At 72.3% G+C, this 25,075-nt stretch carries 20 protein-coding genes and 1 pseudogene; 12 read left to right on the top strand and 9 right to left on the bottom strand.

Translation table 11 applies throughout. The annotated features are described in order from the left end of the window. Positions 1 to 32: 32 nt before the first annotated feature. The gene (locus OG430_RS20380; RefSeq protein ID WP_327353981.1) at positions 33 to 1,382 is read right to left on the bottom strand and encodes an SWIM zinc finger family protein; all 1,350 of its coding nucleotides are present in this window, start codon (positions 1,380 to 1,382) and stop codon (positions 33 to 35) included. Positions 1,383 to 1,523: 141 nt separating this feature from the next. Between OG430_RS20380 and OG430_RS20375 the strand changes: the two genes are divergently transcribed. From OG430_RS20375 to sucD, 8 genes are all read left to right on the top strand, one after another. After that, entirely contained in the window at positions 1,524 to 1,943 is a 420-nt protein-coding gene (locus tag OG430_RS20375) for a hypothetical protein (protein ID WP_327353980.1), read from the top strand. A gap of 131 nt (positions 1,944 to 2,074) precedes the next feature. Then, a complete protein-coding gene (locus tag OG430_RS20370; RefSeq protein ID WP_327353979.1) occupies positions 2,075 to 3,208 on the top strand; it encodes an ATP-binding protein in 1,134 nt (377 codons plus the stop codon). A gap of 290 nt (positions 3,209 to 3,498) precedes the next feature. Beyond that, complete coding sequence (locus OG430_RS20365) at positions 3,499 to 5,829, top strand: DUF5682 family protein (protein ID WP_442816526.1); 2,331 nt, start codon at positions 3,499 to 3,501, stop codon at positions 5,827 to 5,829. Further along, positions 5,826 to 7,007 carry a VWA domain-containing protein gene (locus OG430_RS20360; protein ID WP_327353978.1) on the top strand — a complete coding sequence of 394 codons (1,182 nt, stop codon included), beginning with the start codon at positions 5,826 to 5,828 and terminating at the stop codon, positions 7,005 to 7,007. Before OG430_RS20365 ends, OG430_RS20360 begins: the two co-directional genes overlap by 4 nt. 138 nt (positions 7,008 to 7,145) lie before the next feature. Beyond that, positions 7,146 to 8,003, top strand: coding sequence for a hypothetical protein (locus tag OG430_RS20355; protein WP_327353977.1), 858 nt, complete (start codon positions 7,146 to 7,148; stop codon positions 8,001 to 8,003). Positions 8,004 to 8,122: 119 nt separating this feature from the next. Further along, positions 8,123 to 9,070 carry a hypothetical protein gene (locus OG430_RS20350; protein WP_327353976.1) on the top strand — a complete coding sequence of 316 codons (948 nt, stop codon included), beginning with the start codon at positions 8,123 to 8,125 and terminating at the stop codon, positions 9,068 to 9,070. Between the two features lie 283 nt (positions 9,071 to 9,353). Next, a complete protein-coding gene (gene sucC, locus OG430_RS20345) occupies positions 9,354 to 10,532 on the top strand; it encodes an ADP-forming succinate--CoA ligase subunit beta (RefSeq protein WP_327353975.1) in 1,179 nt (392 codons plus the stop codon). A 21-nt stretch (positions 10,533 to 10,553) separates the two neighbouring features. Continuing rightward, complete coding sequence (sucD, locus tag OG430_RS20340) at positions 10,554 to 11,438, top strand: succinate--CoA ligase subunit alpha (protein WP_327353974.1); 885 nt, start codon at positions 10,554 to 10,556, stop codon at positions 11,436 to 11,438. 91 nt (positions 11,439 to 11,529) lie between these two features. Here sucD and OG430_RS49475 read toward each other — a convergent pair whose 3' ends face one another. Together OG430_RS49475 and OG430_RS49470 are read right to left on the bottom strand one after the other, a co-directional pair. Then, on the bottom strand, positions 11,530 to 13,326 hold the full coding sequence (locus tag OG430_RS49475; protein ID WP_442816776.1) for a hypothetical protein: 1,797 nt from the start codon (positions 13,324 to 13,326) through the stop codon (positions 11,530 to 11,532). A 609-nt stretch (positions 13,327 to 13,935) separates the two neighbouring features. Further along, positions 13,936 to 14,058: pseudogene (locus OG430_RS49470) on the bottom strand (helix-turn-helix domain-containing protein); the annotation flags it as partial. A 219-nt stretch (positions 14,059 to 14,277) separates the two neighbouring features. Here OG430_RS49470 and OG430_RS20325 point away from each other — a divergent pair. Continuing rightward, a complete protein-coding gene (locus tag OG430_RS20325; protein ID WP_442816723.1) occupies positions 14,278 to 15,918 on the top strand; it encodes a cell division protein PerM in 1,641 nt (546 codons plus the stop codon). A gap of 33 nt (positions 15,919 to 15,951) precedes the next feature. Here the strand turns inward: OG430_RS20325 and OG430_RS20320 are convergent, their stop codons facing one another. Then, positions 15,952 to 16,728 carry a hypothetical protein gene (locus tag OG430_RS20320; RefSeq protein WP_327353973.1) on the bottom strand — a complete coding sequence of 259 codons (777 nt, stop codon included), beginning with the start codon at positions 16,726 to 16,728 and terminating at the stop codon, positions 15,952 to 15,954. Between the two features lie 274 nt (positions 16,729 to 17,002). Between OG430_RS20320 and purN the strand changes: the two genes are divergently transcribed. Together purN and purH are read left to right on the top strand one after the other, a co-directional pair. After that, the gene (gene purN / locus OG430_RS20315) at positions 17,003 to 17,635 is read left to right on the top strand and encodes a phosphoribosylglycinamide formyltransferase (protein WP_327353972.1); all 633 of its coding nucleotides are present in this window, start codon (positions 17,003 to 17,005) and stop codon (positions 17,633 to 17,635) included. Continuing rightward, entirely contained in the window at positions 17,632 to 19,203 is a 1,572-nt protein-coding gene (gene purH / locus OG430_RS20310) for a bifunctional phosphoribosylaminoimidazolecarboxamide formyltransferase/IMP cyclohydrolase (protein ID WP_327353971.1), read from the top strand. Before purN ends, purH begins: the two co-directional genes overlap by 4 nt. Before the next feature lie 66 nt (positions 19,204 to 19,269). Here purH and OG430_RS20305 read toward each other — a convergent pair whose 3' ends face one another. Beyond that, the gene (locus OG430_RS20305) at positions 19,270 to 19,401 is read right to left on the bottom strand and encodes a hypothetical protein (RefSeq protein WP_327353970.1); all 132 of its coding nucleotides are present in this window, start codon (positions 19,399 to 19,401) and stop codon (positions 19,270 to 19,272) included. Between the two features lie 297 nt (positions 19,402 to 19,698). Here OG430_RS20305 and OG430_RS20300 point away from each other — a divergent pair, with 297 nt between their 5' ends. Next, positions 19,699 to 19,884, top strand: a complete 186-nt coding sequence (locus tag OG430_RS20300) for a hypothetical protein (RefSeq protein WP_327353969.1) — start codon at positions 19,699 to 19,701, stop codon at positions 19,882 to 19,884. A 345-nt stretch (positions 19,885 to 20,229) separates the two neighbouring features. Here the strand turns inward: OG430_RS20300 and OG430_RS20295 are convergent, their stop codons facing one another. From OG430_RS20295 to OG430_RS20280, 4 genes are all read right to left on the bottom strand, one after another. Further along, entirely contained in the window at positions 20,230 to 21,624 is a 1,395-nt protein-coding gene (locus OG430_RS20295; protein ID WP_327353968.1) for a serine/threonine-protein kinase, read from the bottom strand. Positions 21,625 to 21,719: 95 nt separating this feature from the next. Next, positions 21,720 to 22,235 (bottom strand): hypothetical protein, encoded by a 516-nt coding sequence (locus tag OG430_RS20290; RefSeq protein ID WP_327353967.1) that lies wholly within the window; start codon positions 22,233 to 22,235, stop codon positions 21,720 to 21,722. A 140-nt stretch (positions 22,236 to 22,375) separates the two neighbouring features. Further along, positions 22,376 to 23,302, bottom strand: coding sequence for a peptidoglycan DD-metalloendopeptidase family protein (locus OG430_RS20285; protein WP_327353966.1), 927 nt, complete (start codon positions 23,300 to 23,302; stop codon positions 22,376 to 22,378). 136 nt (positions 23,303 to 23,438) lie between these two features. Beyond that, positions 23,439 to 25,016, bottom strand: coding sequence for a serine/threonine-protein kinase (locus tag OG430_RS20280; protein ID WP_327353965.1), 1,578 nt, complete (start codon positions 25,014 to 25,016; stop codon positions 23,439 to 23,441). Between the last annotated feature and the right edge of the window lie 59 nt (positions 25,017 to 25,075).

Below are 25,075 nucleotides of genomic sequence, written 5' to 3'. Positions count from 1 at the left end.
CAGTGCCCTTCGGCGCCTGCCAGTGCCTGAATTCAGCACAACGCCACCGCATCCCCCACGCCCCAAGCCGTGAGCGGCGAGAACCCCTGATGCCCGAACTCCCCGAACACGGACACCGGTTCACCCCCGGACACGGCGGCCAGCTTCCACAGCCCACCCCGCGCACGTGCCGCCGCCGCAACCGGCAGTGCCACGTCGGAGTCCGCATCGACCAGCTGCCACGCCTCACCCCCCGGTGAGGGGATCACCCGCTCCAGCGTGACCGGGCAGGACTCCAGCCATGGATCGTCCCGAAGTGCGGATCCGTACGCCACGGCCGCCGAGCGGACATCGACCCCGACGGGCCGGAACGAGGCAGGCGCCGGCGAGGGCCCCGCGAACCGCTCGCCGAGCGCGGCCCGCGCCCCGGACCCCGGATAGGCCGAGAGTTCCGCGTCCAGGACGAGCCCCACCGGCAGCGCTGTGTCGGGCGCCCGCCCGGCCGCGCCGAACGACAGGACGAGGGCCGTCGACCGGGACCGGGTGCCGTACAGCCAAATCCGGCGTGTGGTGAGCTTGGCCTCGGCCGTGTCGTACTGGGCGAGGACCAGCCACTCGTCGCGCAATGCCGGGCCGTCCGCCGAGGCGGGCAGGCCGACGCGGGAGCGGACCGTGGCCGCCAGCGCCTCCGGCAGGTGCTCGCGCCGCAGCCAGGCCTGGTCGAGGAGATGGGTCAGCGCGCACTCCTCGAGCAGCCGCACCGGCCAGCCGGGGCCCGATCCGGGTATCGCGCCCAACTCCCTTACGCGCGAGGCGAGTCCGGGCGCCTGCGCGTCGACCATGCGGCGGGCGGTCTCCTCCCACAGGCCGTACCCCGCCTGCTCGGCCGAGGCGAGACCGCCGCGCAGCAGGTCGGCGAGGCGCTGCTCCAGCTCCGTGGCCCCCGCGGTGATCCGCTCTGCCCGGCGTTCCGTGCGACGCCTCGCCGCCTCCGGGTCGGCGGCCCCGGGGCCCTCCCCGCTCCCTCGCTCCGACCGCTGCTCCGCCTTCCTGCGACGCTCCGCCAGCCACTGCCCGGCCCACTCGGGCGCCGTCGCCTCCGGCACGGCGGCGACGGTGTTGTCCTCGCCCGCCCAGAGCAGCAGCAGCCCCAGCGCGTGCTTGCACGGGAACTTCCGGCTCGGACAACTGCACTTGTACGCCGGGCCGGTGGTGTCCACGACCGTCTGATAGGGCCTGCTGCCGCTCCCCTTGCACAGTCCCCACACCGCCCCCTCGCTCGAAGAACCCGCCTCGGACCACGGCCCCGCCGCGCCGAGTTTGCTTCCCGCCTTGCGTGAAGCCACGTCAGGAGCCAGGGCAAGAACCTGGTCCGTCGTCCAGCGCACCCCCTGCTGAGTCATGTCGCCGACGTTAGATCCCGGCACTGACAATCGGCCCTGACCTGGGGGTTCTTGCCCGTCCCGGCGACGCCTGAGCCATTTGACTTTACTTCCCCTTTACGTTTGAGTGGCTGTCTGCCATCCGAACCTGGGAGATCTCTCATGAACCGCGCCCTGCGCACGGCCGCCTGTGCCTTCGCCGCCACCGGACTCGCCCTCGGCCTTGCCGCCTGCTCCGAAGTGAAGGACGCGGTCAAGGACGAGGCGAGCAAGCAGGTCAACCAGGAGTACGAGGTGACGTACGAGGTCACCGGCAAGGGCGTGGACAAGATCCAGTTCAGTGGCGGCAAGGGTGACGCCATGAAGCCCGAGCTGGAGACGGTCAGCAAGCCGGAGCTGCCGTGGAAGAAGACGGTCACGCTGAAGGGCGTCATGCCGCCCTCCGTCATGCCGTACGCCTCCGACCTGTCGGGCGGCGACATCAACTGCAAGATCACCTACCAGGGCAAGGTGCTCAAGGAGGCGTCCGGCAAGGACGTCGTCACGGGCTGCATCGCGGTGTCGCCCGTCGCCGGGAAGTGACCCCGCAATTCTGCTAGTTGGCCCCTGACCTGCGGCGACGGCCGATTGTCAGTGGCATGGTGCACGGTGGATCCCACAGCCGGAGAGCAGCCCCGGGGACTCGCGTCCCCGGGCATCTGTCAGGGGGATCCATGCCCGTGTCCACCCAGTCCGCCCACGCCGGGGCGAACGGCTCGGCGCCCGCCGCCGAGGCCCTGCGACCGCACGCCGAGGACGCGTTCGCGTCCGAGCTGGAGGCGCTCGCCGCGGCCGACGACCGTCCGCGCCCGGCCCGTTGGCGCCTGTCGCCGTGGGCGGTGGCGACGTATCTGCTCGGCGGCACCCTGCCCGACGGCACCGTGATCACACCGAAATACGTCGGGCCGCGCCGCCTCGTCGAGGTCGCGATCACCACGCTCGCCACCGACCGCGCGCTGCTCCTGCTCGGCGTGCCGGGCACCGCGAAGACCTGGGTGTCCGAGCACCTGGCCGCGGCCATCAGCGGCGACTCGACCCTCCTGGTGCAGGGCACCGCGGGCACGCCGGAGGAGGCGATCCGGTACGGGTGGAACTACGCCCAGCTGCTCGCCCACGGCCCCAGCCGGGACGCGCTCGTGGCCGGCCCCGTCATGCGCGCCATGTCCGAGGGCATGACCGCGCGCATCGAGGAGCTCACCCGCATCCCTGCCGATGTGCAGGACACGCTCATCACGATCCTGTCGGAAAAGACCCTGCCCATACCGGAGTTGGGGCAGGAGACCCAGGCCGTACGCGGGTTCAACGTGATCGCCACGGCGAACGACCGGGACCGGGGCATCAACGACCTGTCCAGCGCCCTGCGCCGCCGCTTCAACACCGTGGTGCTTCCGCTGCCTTCGAGCGTCGAGGCCGAGGTCGACATCGTCACGCGCCGCGTCGACCAGATCGGCCGCTCCCTCGACCTGCCCGGCGGGCCCGACGGCATCGACGAGATCCGTCGCGTCGTCACGGTCTTCCGCGAACTGCGCGCCGGCGTCACGGGAGACGGCCGTACGAAGGTGAAGTCCCCGAGCGGCACGCTCTCCACGGCCGAGGCGATCTCCGTGGTCACCGGCGGCCTGGCCCTCGCGGCCCACTTCGGCGACGGCGTGCTGCGCCCCGGCGACGTGGCGGCCGGAATCCTGGGCGCGGTGGTCCGCGACCCGGCGGCGGACCGGGTGATCTGGCAGGAGTACCTGGAGGCGGTCGTCCGCGAGCGCGACGGCTGGAAGGACTTCTACCGGGCCTGCCGGGAGGTGAGCGCGTGACCTTCGCAGGGGCGGAGGCGGGGTCGGAGCGGGCGGTGAACGGGGGAGTCGTGGGTGGTGCTTCGGCGGGTGGCTCGGTCGGGGGAGGGCGCGGTGCGGGACCGGGGCCAGGGAGGGTGGCCGGCACGTCGTCGGATGCGGCGGCGTCGGGCATCGTGGGCGAGGGGGGTGTGGGTGGCGCTTCGGTGGTCGCTTCGGGTCCCGTGAGGCCGGCCGGGAGTGGGCCCTGGCTGCTCGGAGTCCGGCATCACGGTCCCGGGTCCGCGCGGGCCGTGCGGGATGCGTTGGAGATGTGTGCGCCGCGGGTCGTGCTGATCGAAGGGCCGCCGGAGGCCGATGCGTTGACCGCGCTCGTGGCCGAAGAGGGGATGCGGCCGCCCGTCGCGCTGCTCGCGCATGTGGTGGACGAGCCCGGGCGTTCGGCGTTCTGGCCGTTCGCCGAGTTCTCGCCGGAGTGGGTGGCGATGAGCTGGGCGGTCGAGCGCGGCGTCGAGGTGCGCTTCATCGACCTCCCGGCGGCGCACTCGCTGGCACTGCGGCCCGAGGACGAGCCGTCCCAGGAGGAACCGTCCGGGGAAGCGCCGGGCGGGGACGGACCGAACGGACAGGGGCCGGGAGGGCGAGAGCCGGAAGGGCAGGGGTTGGAAGGGCGAGCACCGGATGGGGACGGCCTCGCCGCCGGGCTGCGCGTCGATCCGCTCGCCGTGCTCGCCGAGACCGCGGGGTACGACGACCCCGAGCGCTGGTGGGAGGACGCGGTCGAGCACCGCGGCACGGGCGACGGCCCTGCCCGGGACGTGCTCGCGCCGTTCGCCGCCCTCGGTGAGGCGATGGCGGCGCTGCGGGAGGAGTACGGCGACGGCGGGCACGACCGGGACCACGCGCGCGAGGCGTACATGCGTCTCCAAGTGCGAGCGGCGAAGAGGGAGTTCGGGGACTCGATCGCCGTCGTGTGCGGGGCCTGGCACGTGCCCGCGCTCCAGGAGAAGCCCACCGTCGCCGCGGACCGTGCCGTCCTCAAGGGCCTGCCCAAGACCAAGGTCGACATGACCTGGGTGCCCTGGACGCACCGCAGGCTGGCCCGCACCGGCGGGTACGGCGCGGGGATCGAGTCGCCCGGCTGGTACGCGCACCTCTTCGCCGCCGCCGACCGGCCCGTGGAGCGCTGGCTGACCAAGGTCGCCGGGCTGCTGCGGGACGAGGGCCGGCTGGTGTCGTCCGCCCACGTCATCGAGGCCGTCCGGCTCGCCGAGACCCTCGCCGCGATGCGCGGGCGCCCCCTCGCGGGGCTCGCCGAGACGATGGACGCCATCCGGGCCGTGATGTGCGACGGCTCCGATGTGCCGCTCGACCTGGTGCGGGACCGGCTCGTCGTCGGGGACGTGCTCGGCGAGGTGCCCCCGGCGGCGCCCGCCGTACCCCTGCAGCGCGACCTGACCCGGCTGCAGCGCACCCTGCGACTCAAACCGGAGCCTCTGGAAAGGGAGTTGGAGCTCGACCTGCGCAAGGACACCGACGCCGCGCGCAGCCGCCTGCTGCACCGGCTGCGGCTCCTTCGCATCGACTGGGGCGAGCCCGCCCAGTCCCTGCGCGGCTCCACCGGCACCTTCCGCGAGACCTGGCGGCTGCGCTGGGAGCCGGAGCTCGCGGTCCGGGTCGCCGAGGCGGGCATCTGGGGCACCACCGTCCTGGCCGCGGCCACCGCGAAGGCCGGGGCGGACGCCATCGGCGCGAGCGCACTCGCCGAGGTCACGGCCCTGGCCGAGCGCTGTCTGCTCGCCGGACTCCCGGACGCGCTCCCGGTCGTGATGAAGGTCCTGGCCGACCGCGCCGCCCTGGACACGGACGTCGGCCACCTCGCCCAGGCCCTGCCCGCCCTGGTCCGCGCCCTGCGCTACGGCGACGTACGCGGCACGGAAACGGCCGCACTCGCCGATGTCGCGGCGGGCCTCGCCGAGCGCGTCTTCGTCGGCCTTCCCCCGGCCTGCGCCGCCCTGGACGCGGACGCGGCGGTGGAGATGCGAGGCCATGTGGACGCCGTGCACACGGCGGTCGGTCTGCTCGGCGACACCTCGGGGGACGCCCTGCGCACGCGCTGGCACTCCGTCCTGCGGGTCCTCTCCGCGCGCGACACCGTCCCCGGCATCGTCCAGGGCCGGGCCACCCGACTGCTCCTGGACGAAGGGGCGTTGGCGCGGGACGAGGCGGCGCGGCTCATGGGGCTCGCCCTGTCGGTCGGGACACCGCCCGCCGAGGCCGCCGCATGGATCGAGGGGTTCGTCGGCGGCGGCAGCGGCGGCATGCTGCTCGTGCACGACGAGCAGCTGCTCGGGCTCGTCGACGCCTGGCTGACGGGGGTGGGGGCGGACGCGTTCACCGACGTACTCCCGTTGCTGCGGCGGACGTTCTCCGCGTACGAGCCGGGAGTGCGGCGCACCCTCGGCGAGCTGGCCCGGCGCGGCACCACCGCCGCGTCCGCCGCGGCCGGCGGCATACCCGGGTTCGCGGCGGAGCTCGACGAGGAGCGGGCGGACGCCGTACTGCCCGTGCTGCGACTGCTCCTCGGCATCGACGACGACAACCTTGCGGACGACAACAACCTTGCGGGGGCGGGCACATGAACGAGCAGGCCAGCGAGGCCACCGAAGAACGCCTCAGGCGCTGGCGACTCGTCCTCGGGGGCGACGCCGCCGACGGCACCGGCTGCCGACTCACGGGCAGGGACGCCGCGATGGACGGCGCGCTCAGCTCCCTCTACGGCAAGGGCGACAGGCCCGACAAGGCACAGCCGGGCCGGGACCGGTCGGCCGGGCTCGGCGCCTCCGCGCCGTCCGTGGCCCGCTGGCTCGGCGACATCCGGACGTACTTCCCGTCCTCCGTCGTCCAGATCATGCAGCGCGACGCCATCGACCGCCTCGGCCTGTCCACGCTGCTCCTGGAGCCCGAGATGCTGGAAGCGGTCGAGGCCGACGTGCACCTCGTCGGCACCCTCCTCTCCCTCAACAAGGCCATGCCCGAGACCACGAAGGAGACCGCGAGAGCGGTCGTACGCAAGGTCGTCGAGGACCTGGAGAAGCGCCTGGCCACCCGCACCCGTGCCACCCTCACCGGCGCCCTCGACCGCAGCGCCCGGATCAACCGGCCCCGCCACCGCGACATCGACTGGAACCGCACCATCGCGGCCAACCTCAAGAACTACCTGCCGGAATACCGCACGGTCGTCCCCGAGCGGCTCGTCGGATACGGCCGGGCCTCGCAGTCCGTGAAGAAGGAGGTGATCCTCTGCATCGACCAGTCGGGCTCGATGGCCGCGTCCGTCGTGTACGCCTCCGTCTTCGGCGCCGTCCTCGCCTCCATGCGCTCCATCCAGACCCGCCTCGTCGTCTTCGACACGGCCGTCGTCGACCTCACCGACCAACTCGACGACCCGGTGGACGTGTTGTTCGGTACGCAGCTGGGGGGCGGCACGGACATCAACCGCGCGCTCGCCTACTGCCAGTCCCAGATCACCCGCCCCGCCGACACGGTCGTCGTGCTGATCTCCGATCTGTACGAGGGCGGGATACGCAACGAGATGCTGAAGCGGGTCGCCGCGATGAAGGCGTCCGGCGTGCAGTTCGTGACGCTGCTCGCCCTCTCCGACGAAGGCACGCCCGCCTACGACCGGGAGCACGCGGCCGCCCTCGCCGGACTCGGCGCCCCGGCCTTCGCCTGCACCCCCGACCTCTTCCCGGACGTGATGGCGGCGGCGATCGAGAAGCGGCCGCTGCCCATACCGGACAAGGAGACCCATCAGTAACAGGGGACTTGCGGGGGCCGGGGTGGCTCGTGCAAGGATCGGCGCGCGGCTGCCGGAGCGCGATGTTCCGCTCGGGCCACGTATCCGCGTATCCGTGCCTCGATCCCCCCACCGCCTCGCCGGAGGACCCCCGAACCTGTGACTGCCATAGCCACGGCCCCCGTTGCCGCCCTGCGCCTGGTGCGCTCGGCGGCCGGACGGCGTGCGCTGCAGGTGGCGCTGTTCCTGGGCGGTCTGCTTGCGCTCGGCCTGCTCTGCTCGGGGCAGGCGCACGCCGGCGAGTCGGGCCCGGAGGTCCCGGACATCGCGGGCGAGGTCCAGCCTCTCGAAACGACCCCGGCCGACCTGGAGTCGACCACCGCCGAGCCGGTGCGCGGCGCCACCGAGGCGGTGACGGAACCGGTGGTGGAGGGGCTCAAGCCGGTTCGTACGTCGGTACGTTCCACCACTGCCGCAGTCACCGAGGGCGCCACCCGTACCCTCGGCGACCTCTCCGAAGACGCGGAGCGGGCCGCCGCCGCGCTGCCCGAACCCCGGCTGCCGAAGGCCCCGCCGCTCCCGGGCGGCGACCTCTCCGCGCCCGCGCAAGACCCTGCGGCACCGGCACCGGCATCGGCACCGCGCGAGCGGGCCGGGCCGGACCGGGACGTCACGGCCAAGCCGCCGGTGAAGCACCAGGTGGCAGGCTCCAACTCCGCTCATTCGGCCGGGGATTGGCGCACCACCACGTCCGCCGGTCAGAGCGGCCAGGACGGCCATGCCGCCACGCGGGCCGCGCGGCAAGGGAACGCTCCCTCCCCGTCACCGGCCCCGCAGCCCCCGTACGGCCTCGCCGCCCAGTCCGCCACCGACGGCGGCAGCCAGCGCCACGGCGATGCGCATGCCGTCGCGCTGTCCGGCGCCGGAGGCTTCCGTCTCGTGCCGGGCGGCCATGCCCCGGCGACGTACCACCCGGTCCGCGACCGGCACCGCGACATCCTCGAATTCCCCGGCTAGGGCAGGCCCTTCCCCGCCTGACGACCTGCCGCGCGGGGGCGGGACAGGTCTGCCCACGACGTGATGAGCCGCATCGACGGCCGCGTCGCACTCCCGAATTCGAAGGAACTGACGCAAGCATGAGCAAGCACAGCAAGCCCAGCCAGATCAGCCGCACCAGCGCCAACGTGCGCCGTTCCGTGGTGATAGCGGCCGGCGCCACCGGAATGATCGCGATCGGCGCCGGTGCCGCGAGCGCCGCCGTCGAACTGCCCACGGCCGTGCCGCACAGCACCCCGGACCTGGACCTCGACGCGGTCCAGGCCGCGAAGGGGAAGCTGGCGGACACCGCCGACGCGGGCGCCGTCACCGGCAAGGCCAAGGCCGCGGCCGCCAAGGCGAAGGGCGCCGCCGGCGACCTGAACCCGACCGAGGCCAAGGCCGCCGCGGACCAGGCCCGCAAGACCGCCGAGGGCAAGGTTCCCGCGGACCTGCCGGGCACGCCCGCCGTGGGCGACGTGTCCGACGCCAAGGCCGGGGCCGAGCAGCAGATCGACTACCTCTTCGGCCCGCTCTCCGCCTTCGCCCCGGCCGCCGCCGCACAGGCGCAGGGCGCCGCGGCCGACGCCCCGGCCACCGTGCAGGGCGCGCTCGGCGCCGCGGGCCCGGTCGTGCAGGAGACCTCGGCGTCCGTGCTGCCGCCGCTGGCCGCCACCGCGGTCGACTCGGTGCTGCCGGTCGTCGGCCAGCTGACCGGCGACGCCGGAGTCCTGGTCCAGGACGTCACCGCCGATGTGCAGCCCTTCGCGGGCGGCGTCGTGGGCGAGGTGCAGCCGTTCGCCGGTGCGGTCGTCGGCGATGTGCGGCCCGCCGTCGGGAACGTGACGGGCGAGGTCAGGACCCTCGCCCAGGGCGTCGGCACCAGCGCCACCGGCCTCACCGGGAACGTGACCGACGAGGTCAAGCCGTTCGCGCAGGACCTGACCGGCACGGTCACCTCGGACGCAGGCCCGCTCGCGGGCAACGCGGTGTCCGGCGCGCAGCACACCGCCGGGTCCCTCACTCCCGGGTACGTCGCCGGAATCTGAGCCCCGGCTCACGGTGGTACGGCCTGCCCCCTCAGGCCGTACCACCCCCTGCCACCAGCGATCTGTGACCGTAATCACCGCCGCAGTGTGATCTGCGATTTAGGGACCTACGTCCCTCGGCGATAACCTGCGAGACGGACATGCCGCGTCCACGGACACCGTGTACGCACTCCCTCAGTGACAGCGCCGTCACGTTGCCCTTCGCGGCACGCCCACGCAGACGTATGACAACGACCGCGATGAACGCGATCAACGCGATACCACTGAAAAGGGACGGACGCGCGTGGACCTGTTCGAGTACCAGGCGAGGGACCTCTTCGCCAAGCACGGAGTACCGGTGCTGGCCGGTGAAGTCATCGACACGCCTGAGGCCGCGCGCGCCGCGACCGAGCGCCTCGGCGGCAAGTCCGTCGTCAAGGCGCAGGTGAAGGTCGGTGGCCGAGGCAAGGCCGGCGGCGTGAAGCTGGCGGCGGACCCGGACGAGGCCGTCGCTCGCGCGACGGACATCCTCGGGATGGACATCAAGGGCCACACGGTCCACAAGGTGATGATCGCCGAGCTTTCCCCGGAGATCGAGGCGGAGTACTACGTCTCGTACCTCCTGGACCGCACCAACCGCACCTTCCTGGCCATGGCCTCGGTGCAGGGCGGCATGGACATCGAGGAGGTCGCGGAGAAGACCCCCGAGGCTCTCGCGAAGGTCCCGGTCAACGCCGTTGAGGGCGTCGACATCGAGAAGGCCCGCGAGATCGTGGCCCAGGCGAAGTTCCCGGCCGACGTGGCCGAGGGTGTCGCCGAGGCCATGGTGACGCTGTGGGACACCTTCGTCGCCGAGGACGCGCTCCTCGTCGAGGTCAACCCCCTCGTCAAGACCAAGGACGGCCGGATCCTGGCCCTGGACGGCAAGGTCTCGCTCGACGAGAACGCCGACTTCCGCCAGCCCGACCACGAGGCCCTCGAGGACAAGGACGCAGCCAACCCGCTCGAGGCTGCTGCCAAGGCCAAGAACCTCAACTACGTGAAGCTGGACGGCGAGGTCGGCATCATCGGCAACGGCGCCGGCCTGGTCATGTCGACGCTCGACGTGGTCGCGTACGCCGGTGAGAACCACTCCGGCGTCAAGCCCGCCAACTTCCTCGACATCGGCGGCGGCGCCTCCGCCGAGGTCATGGCGAACGGCCTGGAGATCATCCTCGGCGACCCGGACGTCAAGTCCGTGTTCGTCAACGTCTTCGGTGGCATCACCGCCTGTGACGAGGTCGCCAACGGCATCGTCCAGGCCCTGGAGCTCCTCAAGTCCAAGGGCGAAGCGGTCACCAAGCCGCTGGTCGTGCGCCTCGACGGAAACAACGCGGAGCTGGGTCGCAAGATCCTCAGCGACGCCAACCACCCGCTCGTGCAGCGCGTGGACACCATGGATGGCGCGGCCGACAAGGCCGCCGAGCTCGCGGCTGCGAAGTAAGGGACGAGGGCAGACACCACCATGGCTATCTTCCTCAACAAGGACAGCAAGGTCATCGTCCAGGGCATGACCGGCGCCACCGGCATGAAGCACACCAAGCTGATGCTCGGTGACGGCACCAACATCGTCGGCGGCGTGAACCCGCGCAAGGCGGGCACCGAGGTCGACTTCGACGGCACGTCGATCCCCGTCTTCGGCACGGTCGCCGAGGCGATGGAGAAGACGGGCGCCAACGTGTCCGTGCTCTTCGTGCCGCCGGCCTTCTCCAAGGCCGCGGTCGTCGAGGCGATCGACGCGGAGATCCCCCTCGCGGTCGTCATCACCGAGGGCATCGCGGTCCACGACTCCGCCGCCTTCTGGGCGTACGCGAAGTCCAAGGGCAACAAGACCCGCATCATCGGCCCGAACTGCCCTGGCCTGATCACCCCCGGCCAGTCGAACGCGGGCATCATCCCGGGCGACATCACCAAGCCGGGCCGCATCGGCCTGGTCTCGAAGTCCGGCACGCTGACGTACCAGATGATGTACGAGCTCCGTGACATCGGCTTCTCGTCGGCCGTCGGCATCGGTGGCGACCCGGTCATCGGTACGACGCACATCGACGCCCTCGAGGCGTTCGAGGCCGACCCCGACACCGACCTGATCGTCATGATCGGTGAGATCGGCGGCGACGCCGAGGAGCGTGCGGCCGACTACATCAAGGCCAACGTGACGAAGCCGGTCGTCGGCTACGTCGCCGGCTTCACGGCGCCCGAGGGCAAGACCATGGGCCACGCCGGCGCCATCGTCTCCGGCTCCTCCGGCACCGCGCAGGCCAAGAAGGAGGCCCTTGAGGCCGCCGGCGTCAAGGTCGGCAAGACGCCGACCGAGACGGCGAAGCTGGCGCGCGCGATCCTCGCGGGCTGAAGCTTTTCGTAGGTCGCTGAACGTACGCGGGCCCGCACCCCTCCTGCTGGGGGTGCGGGCCCGCGTACGTCTGCGTACTCACTCGGCGTACTCACTCGGCCAGGGGGTGGATCCTCTCGGGACCGCTCGCCGGCTCCTCCCGCAGTTTCTTGCGGAGCTGCTTCTCGTGCGGGCTGAGTTTGCCGGGGCCCATCCTGGGCGGCACCCCGCGCACGGTTTCGCCTGGGGCGGTCTTGGGCTCGTAGTGCGTCTCCGAGGTCGCGAGAGCGAGCGCCGAGGCCCCGATGATCAGGGCTGTGAACGCGATCGCGGCCCGCGTCCAGAACCGGCTGCGGTTCTCGCTCCCGGTACGCACCACCGTGGCCTGCGCCGAGCTCAGCTTCTCGGCCCGCGCCAACTCGTCCAGCCTGCGCTGCAGTTGACCGGGTTCCGCGAGCTCGGGCAGCTGCTCGGCGACGGCCTCGCGCGCGTGCAGCAGCCGGTGGGCGGCGGCCGGGGTGCTCGCCTCCGTCTCGGCGGCGGTCTCCGGCAGGTCGAGCCCCACGCCGTCGTACAGCACGAGCGTCCTCCGGTACGACGCCGGAAGGCTCAGCAACGTATCGAGCAGCTTGCGGTCCTCGGGCTCGGCCGGGGGTGCGTCCGGGTGCCGGTGGCTGCGGCGCAGACGGTGCCAGGGGGAGAGCGCGTACTCGTACGCCGCCGCCCGCACCCAGCCCACCGGGTCCCGGTCCACGGCGACCTCCGGCCACCGCTCCCAGGCCTGGTGAAAGGCCCGCTCCACCGCTTCCTTCGCGAGTGCGCGCCGCCCGGTGAGCAGATACGTCTGCCGTACGAGACCGGGCGCGCTGAACGCGTACAGCGCGTCGAACGCCTGAGCCGGTGTCAGCTCGGACCCGCCGCTGCCCTTCTCCGCCTCCGCCTCGGGCTCGGCCTCCGCCACGGGCGGCTCGGCCGGCCGGCCGCCCCCGCCCGATCCGGCGCCGACGGTCACGGGGCTGTGCTGCTCATGCCGCACTGCCGCGACGGCCGGCGGCTTGGCGGCCCGCTTGGCAGCAGCCTTCGGCCGCGAGGTCCCCGGCTTCCCCGCCCCGTGCCGCGCCCTCGCGGGAGTGCGGGCCGCACGGGCGAGGGGCGGTTCGGGCAGGGCGTCGGGCGCGGTACTGGTCTGGGCGGCGATGGGGGTGGGCTCCGATACGGGTTCGGGGGTTCGGGGGGTGGGCTCGGGGGCCTTGGGCGGGGCGTGGGTCGGACGGTTCGCCTTGCGGGCGGCCACGGACTCCACCTCGGTGACGGCTGGTTGGGGTTTGGGTGTTGGGGCAGCCGAGTCGCGAGCAACGACCGGGTGAGGGCTGGACGTCGAGGCCGGCCGAGCCCCGGAAGCGCCCGCTTCGCGGGCAACGGCTGGTCGGGGCTTCGCCGGTGCGGATTCGCGGGCCGCGACCGGCTGCGCCTGCGACGGCGCTGCGGGGAGAACCTCCGCCGCCACCGAAGGCCGAACCTCCGCAGGCGCGGGCTTGGTTGGCGTCAACGGGCCGGGCTCGAGCGGCTTGGGCTTGCGCACCGGGGGCGTGGCCGAACCTGCGGCGGGGCTCGTCGACGCCGGCTTGGGCGCGGGTGTCGACTCCGGCGTCGGCTTGGTCGCGCGCAGGGGTTGCGGCGTCGGCTTGGGCGCGGGTGTCGACTCCGGCGTCGGCTTGGTCGCGCGCAGGGGTTGCGGCGTCGGCTTGGGCGCGGGTGTCGACTCCGGCGTCGGCTTGGTCGCGCGCAGGAGCTCCAGCGTCGGCTTGGGCGTAGGTGTCGCCTCCGGCCCTGGCTTGGTCGCGCGCAGGGGCTCCGGCGTCGGCTTGGGTGTAGGCGTTGCCTCCAGTCCAGGCTTGGTCGCCGACATGGGCCCGGGCGTCGGCTCGGGCGCAGGCGTCGGCTCCGGTGTCGGCCTGACCGTGGGCATGGACCCGGGCGTCGGTTCGGTCGAAGGCGTCCGCTCCGGCCCGGGGTTGGTCGCGCGCGTGGACTCCGGCACCGACTTGGTCGCGGGCACCGGCCCTGGACCAGGCGCCGGCCCGGTCGCAGGCATGGACCCCGGACTCGGCTTCGCTGTCGGCGTCGGCGTCGGCGTCGGCTCGGGCTTGGTCGCGGGCATCGATCCCGGGCTTGGCGTCGGCTTGGGCTTGGTCGCGGGCATCGATTCCGGGTTCGGCGTCGCCTCCGGCTTGGTCGCCGGCATCGATCCCGGGCTTGGCGTCGCCTCCACCTTGGTCGTCGGCAAGGGCCCTGGGCCAGGCGCAGGCCTGGGCCCCGGACCCGGCGTCGGCGTCGGCTCGTGTGCAGGCGTTGGCCGGCTGCCCGTCGGACCGGGCGGCGGTGACTGCGGCTGTCTCGCCTTCGCTCGCAGTGCGAGCAGCGCCGGGGTGGGGCGGACCGGGGTGGCGAGGTCTGTCAGGAGTTGGGCGTACGCTGCCCGCGTCGCGCCGCGTGGTGTGGTGCGGCCCGATTCCCAGGAGCGCACCGTTTCGCGTGTGACGCCGATCCGCTCGGCGACCTCGGCCTGCGACAGCGACCTGCGCTCGCGCAGACTGCGTCGCTCCGCGGGGGAGGGCAGCTCCGCGGGGCTCTGCGTCATCTCGGACTCCCCACCATCGCGCACAGACCTCCGCCGCACCGTACGAAAAAGTACATAAACGTATATTGGGCGACACTTCGGGCATTCGCCTGTTACGCGGGGGAAGCGCGTGTCGTTGGGACCATGACGTTCGTGCCGCAGACGACAGCCCGTAACCAGCACAGCCTCACCAAGGACCGCCCCGCCGAGCGCAGCTCACCGGGGGCCGCCGCGTCCGCCCTGTTCGCCGCCCTCGCCGCGCGCCGCAGATCGTCCGCCCTGGCCCCCTGCCTCGCGAACGGCGCGATCGCCGCGGGCCTCGGTCTCGGCTCCCTCGCCGTGCTCGTCATGGCCCTCTGGATCAGCTCGCCCTACCCGGACAGCGGCCCCGGCGGCGCCCTGCACATCGCGGCCGGCCTCTGGCTGCTCGCCCACGGCACCGAGCTGATCCGGACCGACACCCTCTCCGGCATCCCGGCCCCGATCGGCCTGACCCCGCTCCTCCTGCTCGCCCTGCCCGGCTTCCTGCTGCACCGCGCCGCCCGCGACGCGGTCTACGCGGCCCAGGCGGAGAAGCCGGCCCGGACCGCACTGTGGGGTGTGGCAGGCGGCTACCTGCTGGTCGGCGCGGCCGTGACCCTGTACTCGCAGGGCGGCACGCTCCAGGCGGACTGGCTGAGTGCCGCGCTGCACCTGCCCGTGGTGGCGGTGGCCGCGGCCGCGACCGGGGTGTGGACGGCGCACGGACGCCCGCACGGCCCGGTGCCGCAGGTCCTTCGGCGACTGCTCGCGGCCGAGGTGGTGCGCAGGCACACCCCACGGTTCCTCCTGCGTCACCACATCGTGGCCGCCGTCCGCGCCGCGACCGCCGCGCTCCTGGTCCTCCTCGGCGGCGGCGCCCTTCTCGTGGCGGTGTCCCTGGTGCTGCACCAAGAGGCCGCGCGGTCGACGTTCCTGCAGCTCACCGGCGTATGGTCGGGCCGCTTCGCGGTGCTCCTGCTCGCCCTCGCGCTGGTGCCCAACGCCGCGCTCTGGGGCGCCTCCTACGGTCTCGGGCCCGGCTTCGCGCTGGGCACGGGCAGCGTCGTATGGCCGCTCGGATCCCCGGCCGATCCGCTGCTCCCGGCGTTCCCGCTGCTCGCGGCGGTGCCGGACGCGGGGCCCGGTTCGCCGCTGACCTGGGCGGCGGGCGCGGTGCCGGTGGTGGCGGGGATCGCGGTGGCCTGGTTCGTCGCACGGGCCGCGACGTCGGGCGGTGTGGGGGAGCGCGGCGCGGGCTGGTCGCGCGGCGCGACGGCCGGGGCGGCGGGCCTCGCCGCGGCCCTGTGCGGGCTCGCCTTCGCCGCGCTCACGGCGTCGGCCGGGGGCCCGATGGGCGGCGCGGGCCTCGCAGACTTCGGCCCGGTGTGGTGGCAGACCGGCGCGGCGGCGCTCGGCTGGACGGCGCTGCTCGGGGTGCCGGGCGCGATCGGCCTGCGGGCCTGGCGGCTGCGCGAGCCGAAGGTGCGGGCCGAGCGGCAGCCGGAGCCCGAGCCCGTTCCCGTACGAGAGACGCCTGTTCCGGTACGGGAGACGGCCGTTGCCGTACGAGAGGCGCATGCTCCGCGCCGGCTCGCCTGGCTGGACCGGCTTCGCCGGCGAGGCGCCGGCAACGGAACGCGTGGCGAAACCGAGGCGGCCACCCCCGGGGCGGAGGAACTGCCCGCCCCCGCCCCGAAGTTCGAGCCCTACGACTTCCTGCCGACGCCGACGCCGACGCCGACACCATCGGAACCGGAAGGTCTCCGACTCCCGGAAGACCTCCGGGCCGCCGAGGACGTCCCCGCCCCGAAAGACGAAGACCCCACCCCCGAAGCGGGGGAGGGGCCTGGCAAGTCCTGAGCGGCCGGGATCAGATCCGGGCGGCGGCCCGGGTCACTCCTCGGTGGTGAGCAGCGGCCGCAGCTTCTGAGGCAGCAGGTCCTCGCAGGACTTCTTCGCCGTGGTGGTGAGCGAGTCGCCGACGCAGGTGTAGTAGTCCCGGTACACGACCTGCGCCGTGAAGGTCGCGGCCACGATGGCCAGGGCGAGCCCCGCCGTCACCAGGCCGCTGACCGCCGCGGTCGTCTGCGGCCGGCCCGATCCGGCGGCGGGCGCCGCCGGCTTCACGGACTCCGTGCCGGCCGTCCCGGTCACGGCGGCCACGGTGGCCTGGGCCGTCGGGTCCGGCGTGCGCGCCTTGGCCCGCAGCGAACTGATCGCCCAGTACACCGAGAGAGCGCCGAGCAGCAGGGCGATGTAGGGCCAGGTGAACAGCGCGAAGAAGAACGCCCACATGCCGCCGAGCAGCGCATAACGGGCCCGCCGCTGCGCCGGATCGGTCGGGTCCCAGCGCAGGCCCGGGCCCTTGCCGTCGCCGGGTCCGCCCGAGCCCTCGGGTCCGTTCTGCCCGGGCCGCTGGCCGAAGCCGCCGGAGGAGCGGCCGGGCTGGCGCGGGCTCCAACGGCTGCCGCCGCCGGCGCTCTGCTGATCGTCCGGGCCGCCCTGTCCCTGCCCCTCGCCGTTCGCCGGGCGCCGCGGCTGCCAGGGCTGGTCGGCGCTCCCCTCGGGCGGCGGCGCGAAGGGATTGTCCGCTTCCTTGACGTCCTCGGGTGAGTCCTGCTGCGAGCCCTGTGGCGACGAGGACGAGGGCGAGGGCATGCGGTCCGGCATCAGGTGTGCGTCTTCCCCTAGTTGAGGTGCGTAGCGCTTGCTGCTGAGGTTCTTCGAGGGTCTGCTCCCCAGACGCTACCTTCCGGCAACGTCCCCGTCCCGTGGGGGCCGCTGTCGCGCGGCGGTATCGTTGCTGACGGTCGGGCGGTTCGTAGAGTTCCCCGTATCGGGGACGGCGAAGCATTCGTACGACTGCACAAAGCACTGGTGATCAGTGATCCGCGATCCGTGATTCCTCACGATCCGCGATCCACGTCTGAAAGGGCCCCGCCCCGTGGCCTCCCCACCCCCGCCCGTGAAGCGGCTCGTCGTGCTCGTCTCGGGCTCCGGCACCAATCTGCAGGCCCTGCTCGACGCGATCGCGGCGGAGGGCTCCGCGGCGTACGGCGCCGAGATCGTCGCGGTCGGCGCCGACCGCGAGGGCATCGCGGGTCTGGAGCGGGCCGAGCGGGCCGGGCTTGCGACCTTCGTCTGCAAGGTGAAGGACCACGACAGCCGGGACGCCTGGGACCGGGCGCTCGCCGAGGCGACGGCCGCGTACGAGCCGGATCTCGTGGTGTCGGCCGGCTTCATGAAGATCGTGGGCAAGGAGTTCCTGGCCCGCTTCGGCGGCCGGTTCGTGAATACGCACCCTGCGCTGCTGCCCAGTTTTCCCGGTGCCCACGGCGTGCGCGACGCACTCGCGTACGGCGCGAAGGTCACCGGCTGCACCGTCCACTTCGTCGACGACGGCGTCGACACCGGGCCGATCATCGCGCAGGGCGTGGTGGAGATCCGGGAAGAGGACGACGAATCCGCGCTCCATGAGCGCATCAAGGAAGTCGAGCGCTCGCTGCTCGTCGAGGTCGTGGGGCGGCTTGCCCGCCGCGGCTACCGCATTGAGGGACGAAAGGTGTCAATCCCGTGACCGCCGAAGGTACACAGACCCGCCCCATCCGTCGGGCTCTCGTCAGCGTCTATGACAAGACCGGCCTGGAAGAGCTGGCCCGTGGGCTGCACGAGGCGGGCGTCTCGCTGGTCTCGACCGGGTCGACCGCCTCGAAGATCGCCGCGGCGGGCGTGCCCGTCACCAAGGTCGAGGAGCTGACCGGATTCCCGGAGTGCCTCGACGGCCGCGTGAAGACGCTGCACCCGAAGGTGCACGCGGGCATCCTCGCCGACCTGCGTCTGGAGGATCACCAGAGGCAGCTCGCCGAGCTGGGCGTGGAGCCCTTCGACCTCGTCGTCGTGAACCTCTACCCCTTCAAGGAGACCGTGCAGTCGGGGGCCACCCCCGACGAGTGCGTCGAGCAGATCGACATCGGCGGCCCGTCGATGGTGCGCGCCGCCGCCAAGAACCACCCGTCGGTGGCGGTCGTCACCAGCCCGAAGCGGTACGCGGACGTCCTCGCGGCGGTCAAGGGCGGCGGCTTCGGCCTCGCGGCCCGCAAGCGCCTGGCGGCGGAGGCCTTCCAGCACACCGCCGCGTACGACACCGCCGTGGCCTCCTGGTTCACCAACGCCTATGCGCCGGAGGACGACTACAACGGTCTCGCCGAGTTCGTCGGCGAGACGCTGGAGCGCAAGTCCACGCTGCGCTACGGCGAGAACCCGCACCAGGCCGCGGCGCTGTACGTGAACGGCCAGCCGGGCGGGCTCGCCAACGCCGAGCAGCTGCACGGCAAGGAGATGTCCTTCAACAACTACGTGGACACCGAGGCCGCGCGCCGCGCCGCCTTCGATCACGACGAGCCCTGTGTGGCGATCATCAAGCACGCCAACCCGTGCGGCATCGCGATCGCCGGGGACGTCGCAGAGGCGCACCGCAAGGCGCACGCCTGCGACCCGCTGTCCGCGTTCGGCGGCGTGATCGCGGTCAACCGCGAGGTCAGCGTGGCCATGGCCGAGCAGGTCGCGGAGATCTTCACGGAGGTCATCGCGGCACCGTCGTACGAGGACGGCGCGGTCGAGATCCTCGCCAAGAAGAAGAACATCCGCGTCCTCAAGGTCGAGGGCTCCCCGACCCAGCCGGGCGACGTGAAGTTCCTCTCCGGCGGCGCGGTCGTCCAGCACACCGACCTCTTCCAGGCCGAGGGCGACGACCCGGCGAACTGGACGCTGGCGACCGGCGAGGCCCTGTCCGCCGAGGAGCTGCGCGAACTCGCCTTCTCCTGGAAGGCCTGCCGCGCGGTCAAGTCCAACGCGATCCTGCTCGCCAAGGACGGCGCCTCGGTCGGCGTCGGCATGGGCCAGGTCAACCGCGTGGACTCCGCGAAGCTCGCGGTCGAGCGGGCGGGCGAGGAGCGGGCCCGGGGTTCGTACGCGTCCTCCGACGCGTTCTTCCCCTTCCCCGACGGCTTCGAGATCCTCGCGAACGCCGGGGTCAAGGCCGTGGTCCAGCCCGGCGGTTCGGTCCGCGACGAGCTGGTGGTCGAGGCGGCGAAGAAGGCGGGCGTGACGATGTACTTCACGGGGACTCGGCACTTCTTCCACTGAGTGGCTGCCGGTACGCAAAGGGGCTGTGCCCCGCTTCTCGGGAAGCGGGGCACAGCCCTTTCCGCGTCAGGTCGAACTGCGCAGCGCCGCCCAGGTGTTGGGGCCGACCTCGCCGTCGACCTCCCTCGCCCGCTCAAGCCCCCGAAGCCGCATCAGGTTCCGAGTCCTCACCTCGTCCGGATACGCGGCCTCCGCCACGTCCTGCCGGTAGCGCCGGACCTTGTCGACGGCGGTCGACAGCGGAGCGCGCCTCCTCGGGCGTCCTGAAAGCGTGGCCCTTCGCGCGCATGCACCGCACCCACTTGATCACGGCGGTCCGGTGCATGGGTTGGTCCCGCATCTCGATGCCCGGGTCGGGCAGGTCCTCCAGGGCTGTGCCGGCCTCGGACCACTTGCGGGAGTCGCCGTAGAGCCGGTCCGCCGCCCCGGCGCGGCAGCCCTTCGTGGAGCGGGCGTACGCGGTCTCCGCGGTACCCGTGCCGGCGGGCCCAGGCCATGTCGTCCACGACGTACGGGAAGTCCCGCTGGTCGTCGGGTGACGGCGCGGGCGCCGGCCAGTACCCGAAGCCGCGCTTCCTCATGCAGGCCTTGACCAGCGTCCCCTCGGCCCGGTCGACCTCGGTGAGCTCGGCGGGGGAGAGGTCGCGGCCGCCCCGGCAGGCCGTGCGGGCGTTGTCGTAGCGGATCAGCGAGTCCCGGGACGTGCCCGACCGGTAGCCGGGCTCAGCTGACAACGGATGGCCGTAACGCTCCATGCAGGACCGGGTGTTCACGGTCTGCCGCTGCGGATCGGTCTGTGTCGTGCGCGCGCTGTGTGCGGGCGTGCACGTGGTCGCGGCGGCTGTGACAGCCGCCGCGACCAGGCACACCGAAGCGATGGATCGCTTCATGCGGGGCGTCCCCCTGTGTTGCTCCCCCCTGTGTGCCGCCTCCCCTGGGCGGCGCGTGCCACTGTGGGGGAGGAGGGGGTGATTCGGTACCTCGGATGTCCGAGGGCGTCGGCGCTGGATCAGCGGCAGTCGCAGGTCAGCACATGTATACCCAGCTGTGCGAGAGGGGCTGATTCGGCTTGCGGAGATTCCTCTTGGCGCCATTCCCGACGCAGGCCAGGCGCTCGCGCAGGTATGCCTTGGCGTAATAGACCACGTCGATGTACTCCTCGCCGGTGCCGGCCCCGGCCCCGTTGTTGAAGACCGACCGGCTCTTCTTCGTATGAGCCCAGCTGCAACTGATCTCGCCATCTGCCCAGTCGATGTCGTCGCCGTTCCAGGCGCATATCTCGCCCTCGCCGTCGGCCTCGGTGAAGAAGCAGACATTTCCTGCGGCACACCGGTCGTAGCCCGTTTTGGTTGCGTCTATGCCGACCGGCCGGGTTCCGGCCGGGTCCTTGCCTCCGGAGCCCTCCGGGTCCCCGCCCAGCGTGAGGGTGAGCGACGTGACGCCCGCGACCAGTGCGGCCGCGGTGGCCCAGAGCCAGCGGTTGTGCAGCAGCGGGCGGGCCGAGCGTAGTTGGGGTGACGGGGTGGTGCCCGCCGCGGAGTCCACCCGCCGAAGCAGCGACTCCGTGTCGTGCGTGGCCCGTTCGGCGTGGTTGGGAGACAGGCAGTCCGTGATGATCTCCCGCCACTCTTCGGGGAGTTGGGGCGACAGCCTCAGCTCCTCCGTGCCGAGCGCGAACTGCACCGCCGCATGCCTGCGGGTGGTGGGTGTCGCGCCGGGCAGCGGGTGGCTGCCGGTCAGCACCAGATGGGCCAGCACCCCGAACGCCCATATGTCCGCCGTCGGCCGGATCTGCATCCCCCGCTCGCCGATCTCGGACCACAGCAGCTCGGGCGGTGTGTAGTCCGGCGTGGCGAATGCGGGTGAATAGGCATGCGTGCCCTCCATCTCCGCCGCCATGTTGAAGTCCGCGAGGCGCGCCGATCCGTCCGCCATCAGCAGTACGTTCGCCGGCTTGAGGTCCCCGTGTACCCACCCCGCGCGGTGGAGTTGTTCCAGGCCCTCGCAGATCTGGGCGAGCAGCACCGGACCGGTCGCGGGGCGTGGCGACTTGGCGAGGAGGGCGTCGAGCGATCCGGTCGCCTCTTCCAGTACGAGGACGGTGGCGCCGTCGAGCTCAGGGCGTTCCACATCGTCGACCGTGAGGGTCTCGTACATTCTGATCAGCCGAGGCGAATGCAGCCGGGACAGCAACTCAACCTCACGCTCGGCCAGTTCGGCCAGGTGCCGCAGCTGGCGCGGAGTGTGAGTGCCGGTCGGCAGGAACTTGAGGGCCGCCCGCTCGGGCTCTCCCTCGCCGGGGGACGGGCCGGTACGCCGCGCCCGGTACACGCTGCCGAAGGCGCCGCTGGCGATCGGGTCGCCCACCTCCCAGCCGCCCACCCGATAGCGCTTGGGGACCGGCACAGCGTGCCCGCTCACTGGTCCGCCCCCATGCCGTCGATGGATTGCATGCCCTTGCAACGCGAAGGGGCCGTCAGCGGACTGACGGCCCCTCGTCGGCTGTCTGCCCTTGATCAGGCGCAGTTGCTGATCTTGTAGATGGGAGTCCAGTTGTACGGCTTCCCGGCCGTGCTGTAGTCGATCGGAGCTTCCTTCACCCGGGTGCCGCTCCCGTTGTAGAAGTACGCGGTCTCACGGCCTTCGGTGTTGATCTGCCAGTTCCAGTAGTACCCGCCGTTCTCCCAGTCTGACAGGCTGTAGGTGTGGCAGGCGTTGAGATGGAATACCTCCCACTTTGCTGCCGAGTAGTCCCATACGGCAGCGCAGAAGTCCCCACTGACGCACTTGAAGCTGCCGCCGGGCTTCACGTGCTCGGACGGGGCCCACGGCGAGACCCCGGGGGAGGCCGCGGCGGCCCCCTGGGTGGACAGGGCCCGTGCGCCTTCCGGTGCAGCCGGCAACGTCATGACCTTGCCGGATGTCCCCTGATCAGCCGGCGCCGCCGCCTGGGCCGAGCCGGTGGCGAAGACGGCCCCCAGCGTGAAGGTCAGGGCGCCGATGGTGCTGAGAAGTGAGCGTTTGCCGCGCATGGTTGTGTCTCTCCCCCTGAGTAAGTCCTACTGTCACTGCGCCGTTCACCTGGCGCCGTACGCCCACCTTGGCCGCGACGTCGGGGCCGCGGTACCTCGTACATCAGAGGGGCGACGGTCCGCGTCGGAGAAGCCCCAGCTCAGGCCGCGCATTCGCCCCGCCACCGCACCGAGTCGATGGTCCGGCCGCCCGACGCGAAGTTCCCCCGGCCCTCGTCCCAACCCCGGTGCAGGCAGGTGCTGCCGCCCTCCTTGAAGGTCACCTGGACGTGGTCGTAGCCCTCCTGGACGTTGCCGTTGTTGAAGAAGGACTTGCGCAGGCCGCAGGCGCTGTTCGGGTCGTCCTCGTCGGTGCGGCATACGCTGCCGGTTCCGTCGGTGCCGGAGTAGAAGCAGACCGAGCCCGCCGGGCAGTCCTTCCAGGCGCCGGAGTCGGAGCAGTTGGCGCTGGTCACGCTCGGCCAGGTGTTGCCGACGCCCGTGTACTCGACGCCGTTGAAGTGGACCGGTTTGCGGTGACGCTCGTCGGTGAAGTCGCCGCTGGCCAAGTACCGCTGTTCGTAGTGGAGATGGGCCCAGTCCGCGCCGTCGCCCGAGGCGCCGATCCGGCCGATCCGGGTCGAGGCCAGGACCTTGTCGCCCTTCTTGACGTACGTGTCGGGGGCGTCCTTGAGGTGGTAGTACGCCGTGAACCAGCCGCCCGCGTGCTTGATCTGGATGGTGTTCCCGGAGCCCTCGTCCACGTAAGTCGCGGAGACCGTGCCCTCGGCGGATGCCTGTACCGGCAGGCCGTCGGACCCGGTGTTGCCCTTCACCACGATGTCGAGGGCGGGGTCGTGTCCGGCGTCGTAGGTGTCGAGCCGCCACTGGGTCTGGCAGGGGAAAGGCATCTGGAACGCGGGCTTGGCCAAGGGCTGGGCGGCCTGGCTGTCCTGGGCCTCGCCGGCGGCGGAGGCCGTGGTGGCTCCCAGCGCCAGGGCGGCCAGGCAGGCGAGCATCGTCGTACGTATGCGGCCAAGGCGGCCAAGGTGCCCAAGGCGCTTGAGGTGCTTCGAGTGGCGCGGCAACGGTTCCCTTTCGCAGGGCCGGGGCGGAGCCCGGCGCGGGTGAGGTCCGCTCACCGTCGCGCAGGGCAGCCGTTGTCACGTACTCGTACGTCAGAGGGCCGACGTCAGAGGGCAAGGTGGAACCGGCAGGTGCCGTTCACTTCTCGTTGAGCCAGCCGCAGACCCAGTAGTCGCCGTCCGCGTCACGTTCGATGATCCACTGGTTGAGGACGTCACCCGCGGGCTTGCCGGTGTTGATGTCCTGCTGGGTGATCCGCGCTTCCACGCTGAGTTCGTCCGCGCCTTCGGGGATGTCGTACGGCAGGAGCTCCCAGTCGTAGACGTAGTAGTCGTTGAGCGCGAACCCGAGCAGTCCCGAGCGGTAGCGGGGGCAGGTTCCGCTGCGCAGGGCCGTCATGTCCTGGTCGGCGAGGCCGTCCATGTAGATCTTGAAGATGCGGTTGATGGCCTTGCGGTCGAGCGGTTCGTGCGTGGGTTCCGGCGCGTCCGTCTCCGTGGGGTCGGAGCCGGCATCGGAACCCGAGGGGGTGGTTTGCGAGGGCGTGGGTTCGGTGGGCGCCTGTGTCGCGGGCGCCGACGTCTTTCCGCCGTCGGCACCGGCGTTGGTGTCCGTCGGGGAATCCCGCCACGGCTGCATCGCGGCGACGGCGACGAGGGCCGTCACGGTGGCCGCGGCCAGGCCCACCAGGAGGTACATGCGCGCCCGGCCGGTCGGTCCGGATGCGGTGCGGGGTGAAACGGTGGGCGCCGGCGGGAGCCCCGCTGCCGGCCACTGGATGCCGTCGCTCGGCACGGTTGCCTGTCGCGTGGGCCGGGCTGCCGGCGAATCTGCCGCCGACAGGGCCATCGTCGGTGGCTCGGCGGGCAGTTGGGGCGGGCCCGACAGGTGCGCCGTGTCGCGGGCGAGTTCGGCGAGGAGAGCATGGGCCGCGTCGGCGGTCAGGCGTTGCGCCGGATCCTTGCGGAGCAGGCCCTGCAGTACGGGGGTGAGCGGACCGGCATGCACGGCGGGTGCCGGGTCCTCGGTGGCTACGGCGACGAAGAGCGCTCCCACGCTGGTGGCGTTGAAGGGCGGTTGGCCTTCCGTGGCGTGGAACAGCGTCGCGCCCAAGGACCACAGGTCGGATTCGGCGGTCGCGGGACGGCCGCGTACCTGCTCGGGAGCCATATAGGCGGGGGTGCCCATGATCGCGCCGGAGCTCGTCAGGGTCACGTCGCCCTCGACGGCGGCTATCCCGAAGTCGGTGAGGACGACGCGGTCACCTTCGAGCAGCACGTTGGAGGGCTTGATGTCGCGGTGCGTGATGCCCAGGCTGTGGGTGGCGCGGAGAGCGGTGAGGATGTGCAGGCCGATACGGGCGGCCGCCTCGGGGGTGAGCGGACCTTCCGCCCTCAGCAGATCGTCCAGGGAACGGCCGTGGACCAGTTCCATCACGATCCACGGGCGGCCGTCGGCGGTGGTTATCCGGTCGTGGACGGTGATGACACCCGGGTGCTTCAGCCGGGCGGCGGCGCGCGCTTCACGGTCCACGCGCGCGATCCAGGACTCCCGCTGGGCGGCGTCGAGTTCGTCGGGGAGGCGGAGTTCCTTGACCGCCACCTCACGGCCGAGCTGCTCGTCGTAGGCGCGCCAGACCGTTCCCATGCCGCCCCGGCCCAACACTCCGGACAGCCGGTACCGTCCGGCGAGCACACGCCCAAGATCCTCAGTCACGCATCGGAACCTACCCAGCGCGGGCGACCCCCGTCTCGTGAAGCCGTTGATCGCTCTCG

The organism is Streptomyces sp. NBC_01304 (assembly GCF_035975855.1).
Classification (GTDB): Bacteria; Actinomycetota; Actinomycetes; order Streptomycetales; family Streptomycetaceae; genus Streptomyces.
Note: the sequence above shows the minus strand (reverse complement) of the source record. Positions and strands in the feature narration are given on the sequence as shown.

Bases quoted from the DNA above. Each gene is read 5' to 3' on its own strand.
- OG430_RS20350 (WP_327353976.1), top strand. From the start codon at position 8,123: ATGAGCAAGCACAGCAAGCCCAGCCAGATCAGCCGCACCAGCGCCAAC.
- OG430_RS20320 (WP_327353973.1), bottom strand. From the start codon at position 16,728: ATGCCGGACCGCATGCCCTCGCCCTCGTCCTCGTCGCCACAGGGCTCG.
- OG430_RS20360 (WP_327353978.1), top strand. From the start codon at position 5,826: ATGAACGAGCAGGCCAGCGAGGCCACCGAAGAACGCCTCAGGCGCTGG.
- OG430_RS20380 (WP_327353981.1), bottom strand. From the start codon at position 1,382: ATGACTCAGCAGGGGGTGCGCTGGACGACGGACCAGGTTCTTGCCCTG.
- OG430_RS20300 (WP_327353969.1), top strand. From the start codon at position 19,699: ATGTCGTCCACGACGTACGGGAAGTCCCGCTGGTCGTCGGGTGACGGC.
- OG430_RS20290 (WP_327353967.1), bottom strand. From the start codon at position 22,235: ATGCGCGGCAAACGCTCACTTCTCAGCACCATCGGCGCCCTGACCTTC.
- sucD (WP_327353974.1), top strand. From the start codon at position 10,554: ATGGCTATCTTCCTCAACAAGGACAGCAAGGTCATCGTCCAGGGCATG.
- OG430_RS20375 (WP_327353980.1), top strand. From the start codon at position 1,524: ATGAACCGCGCCCTGCGCACGGCCGCCTGTGCCTTCGCCGCCACCGGA.
- OG430_RS20370 (WP_327353979.1), top strand. From the start codon at position 2,075: ATGCCCGTGTCCACCCAGTCCGCCCACGCCGGGGCGAACGGCTCGGCG.
- OG430_RS49475 (WP_442816776.1), bottom strand. From the start codon at position 13,326: ATGTCGGCGACCAAGCCTGGACTGGAGGCAACGCCTACACCCAAGCCG.
- OG430_RS20365 (WP_442816526.1), top strand. From the start codon at position 3,499: ATGTGTGCGCCGCGGGTCGTGCTGATCGAAGGGCCGCCGGAGGCCGAT.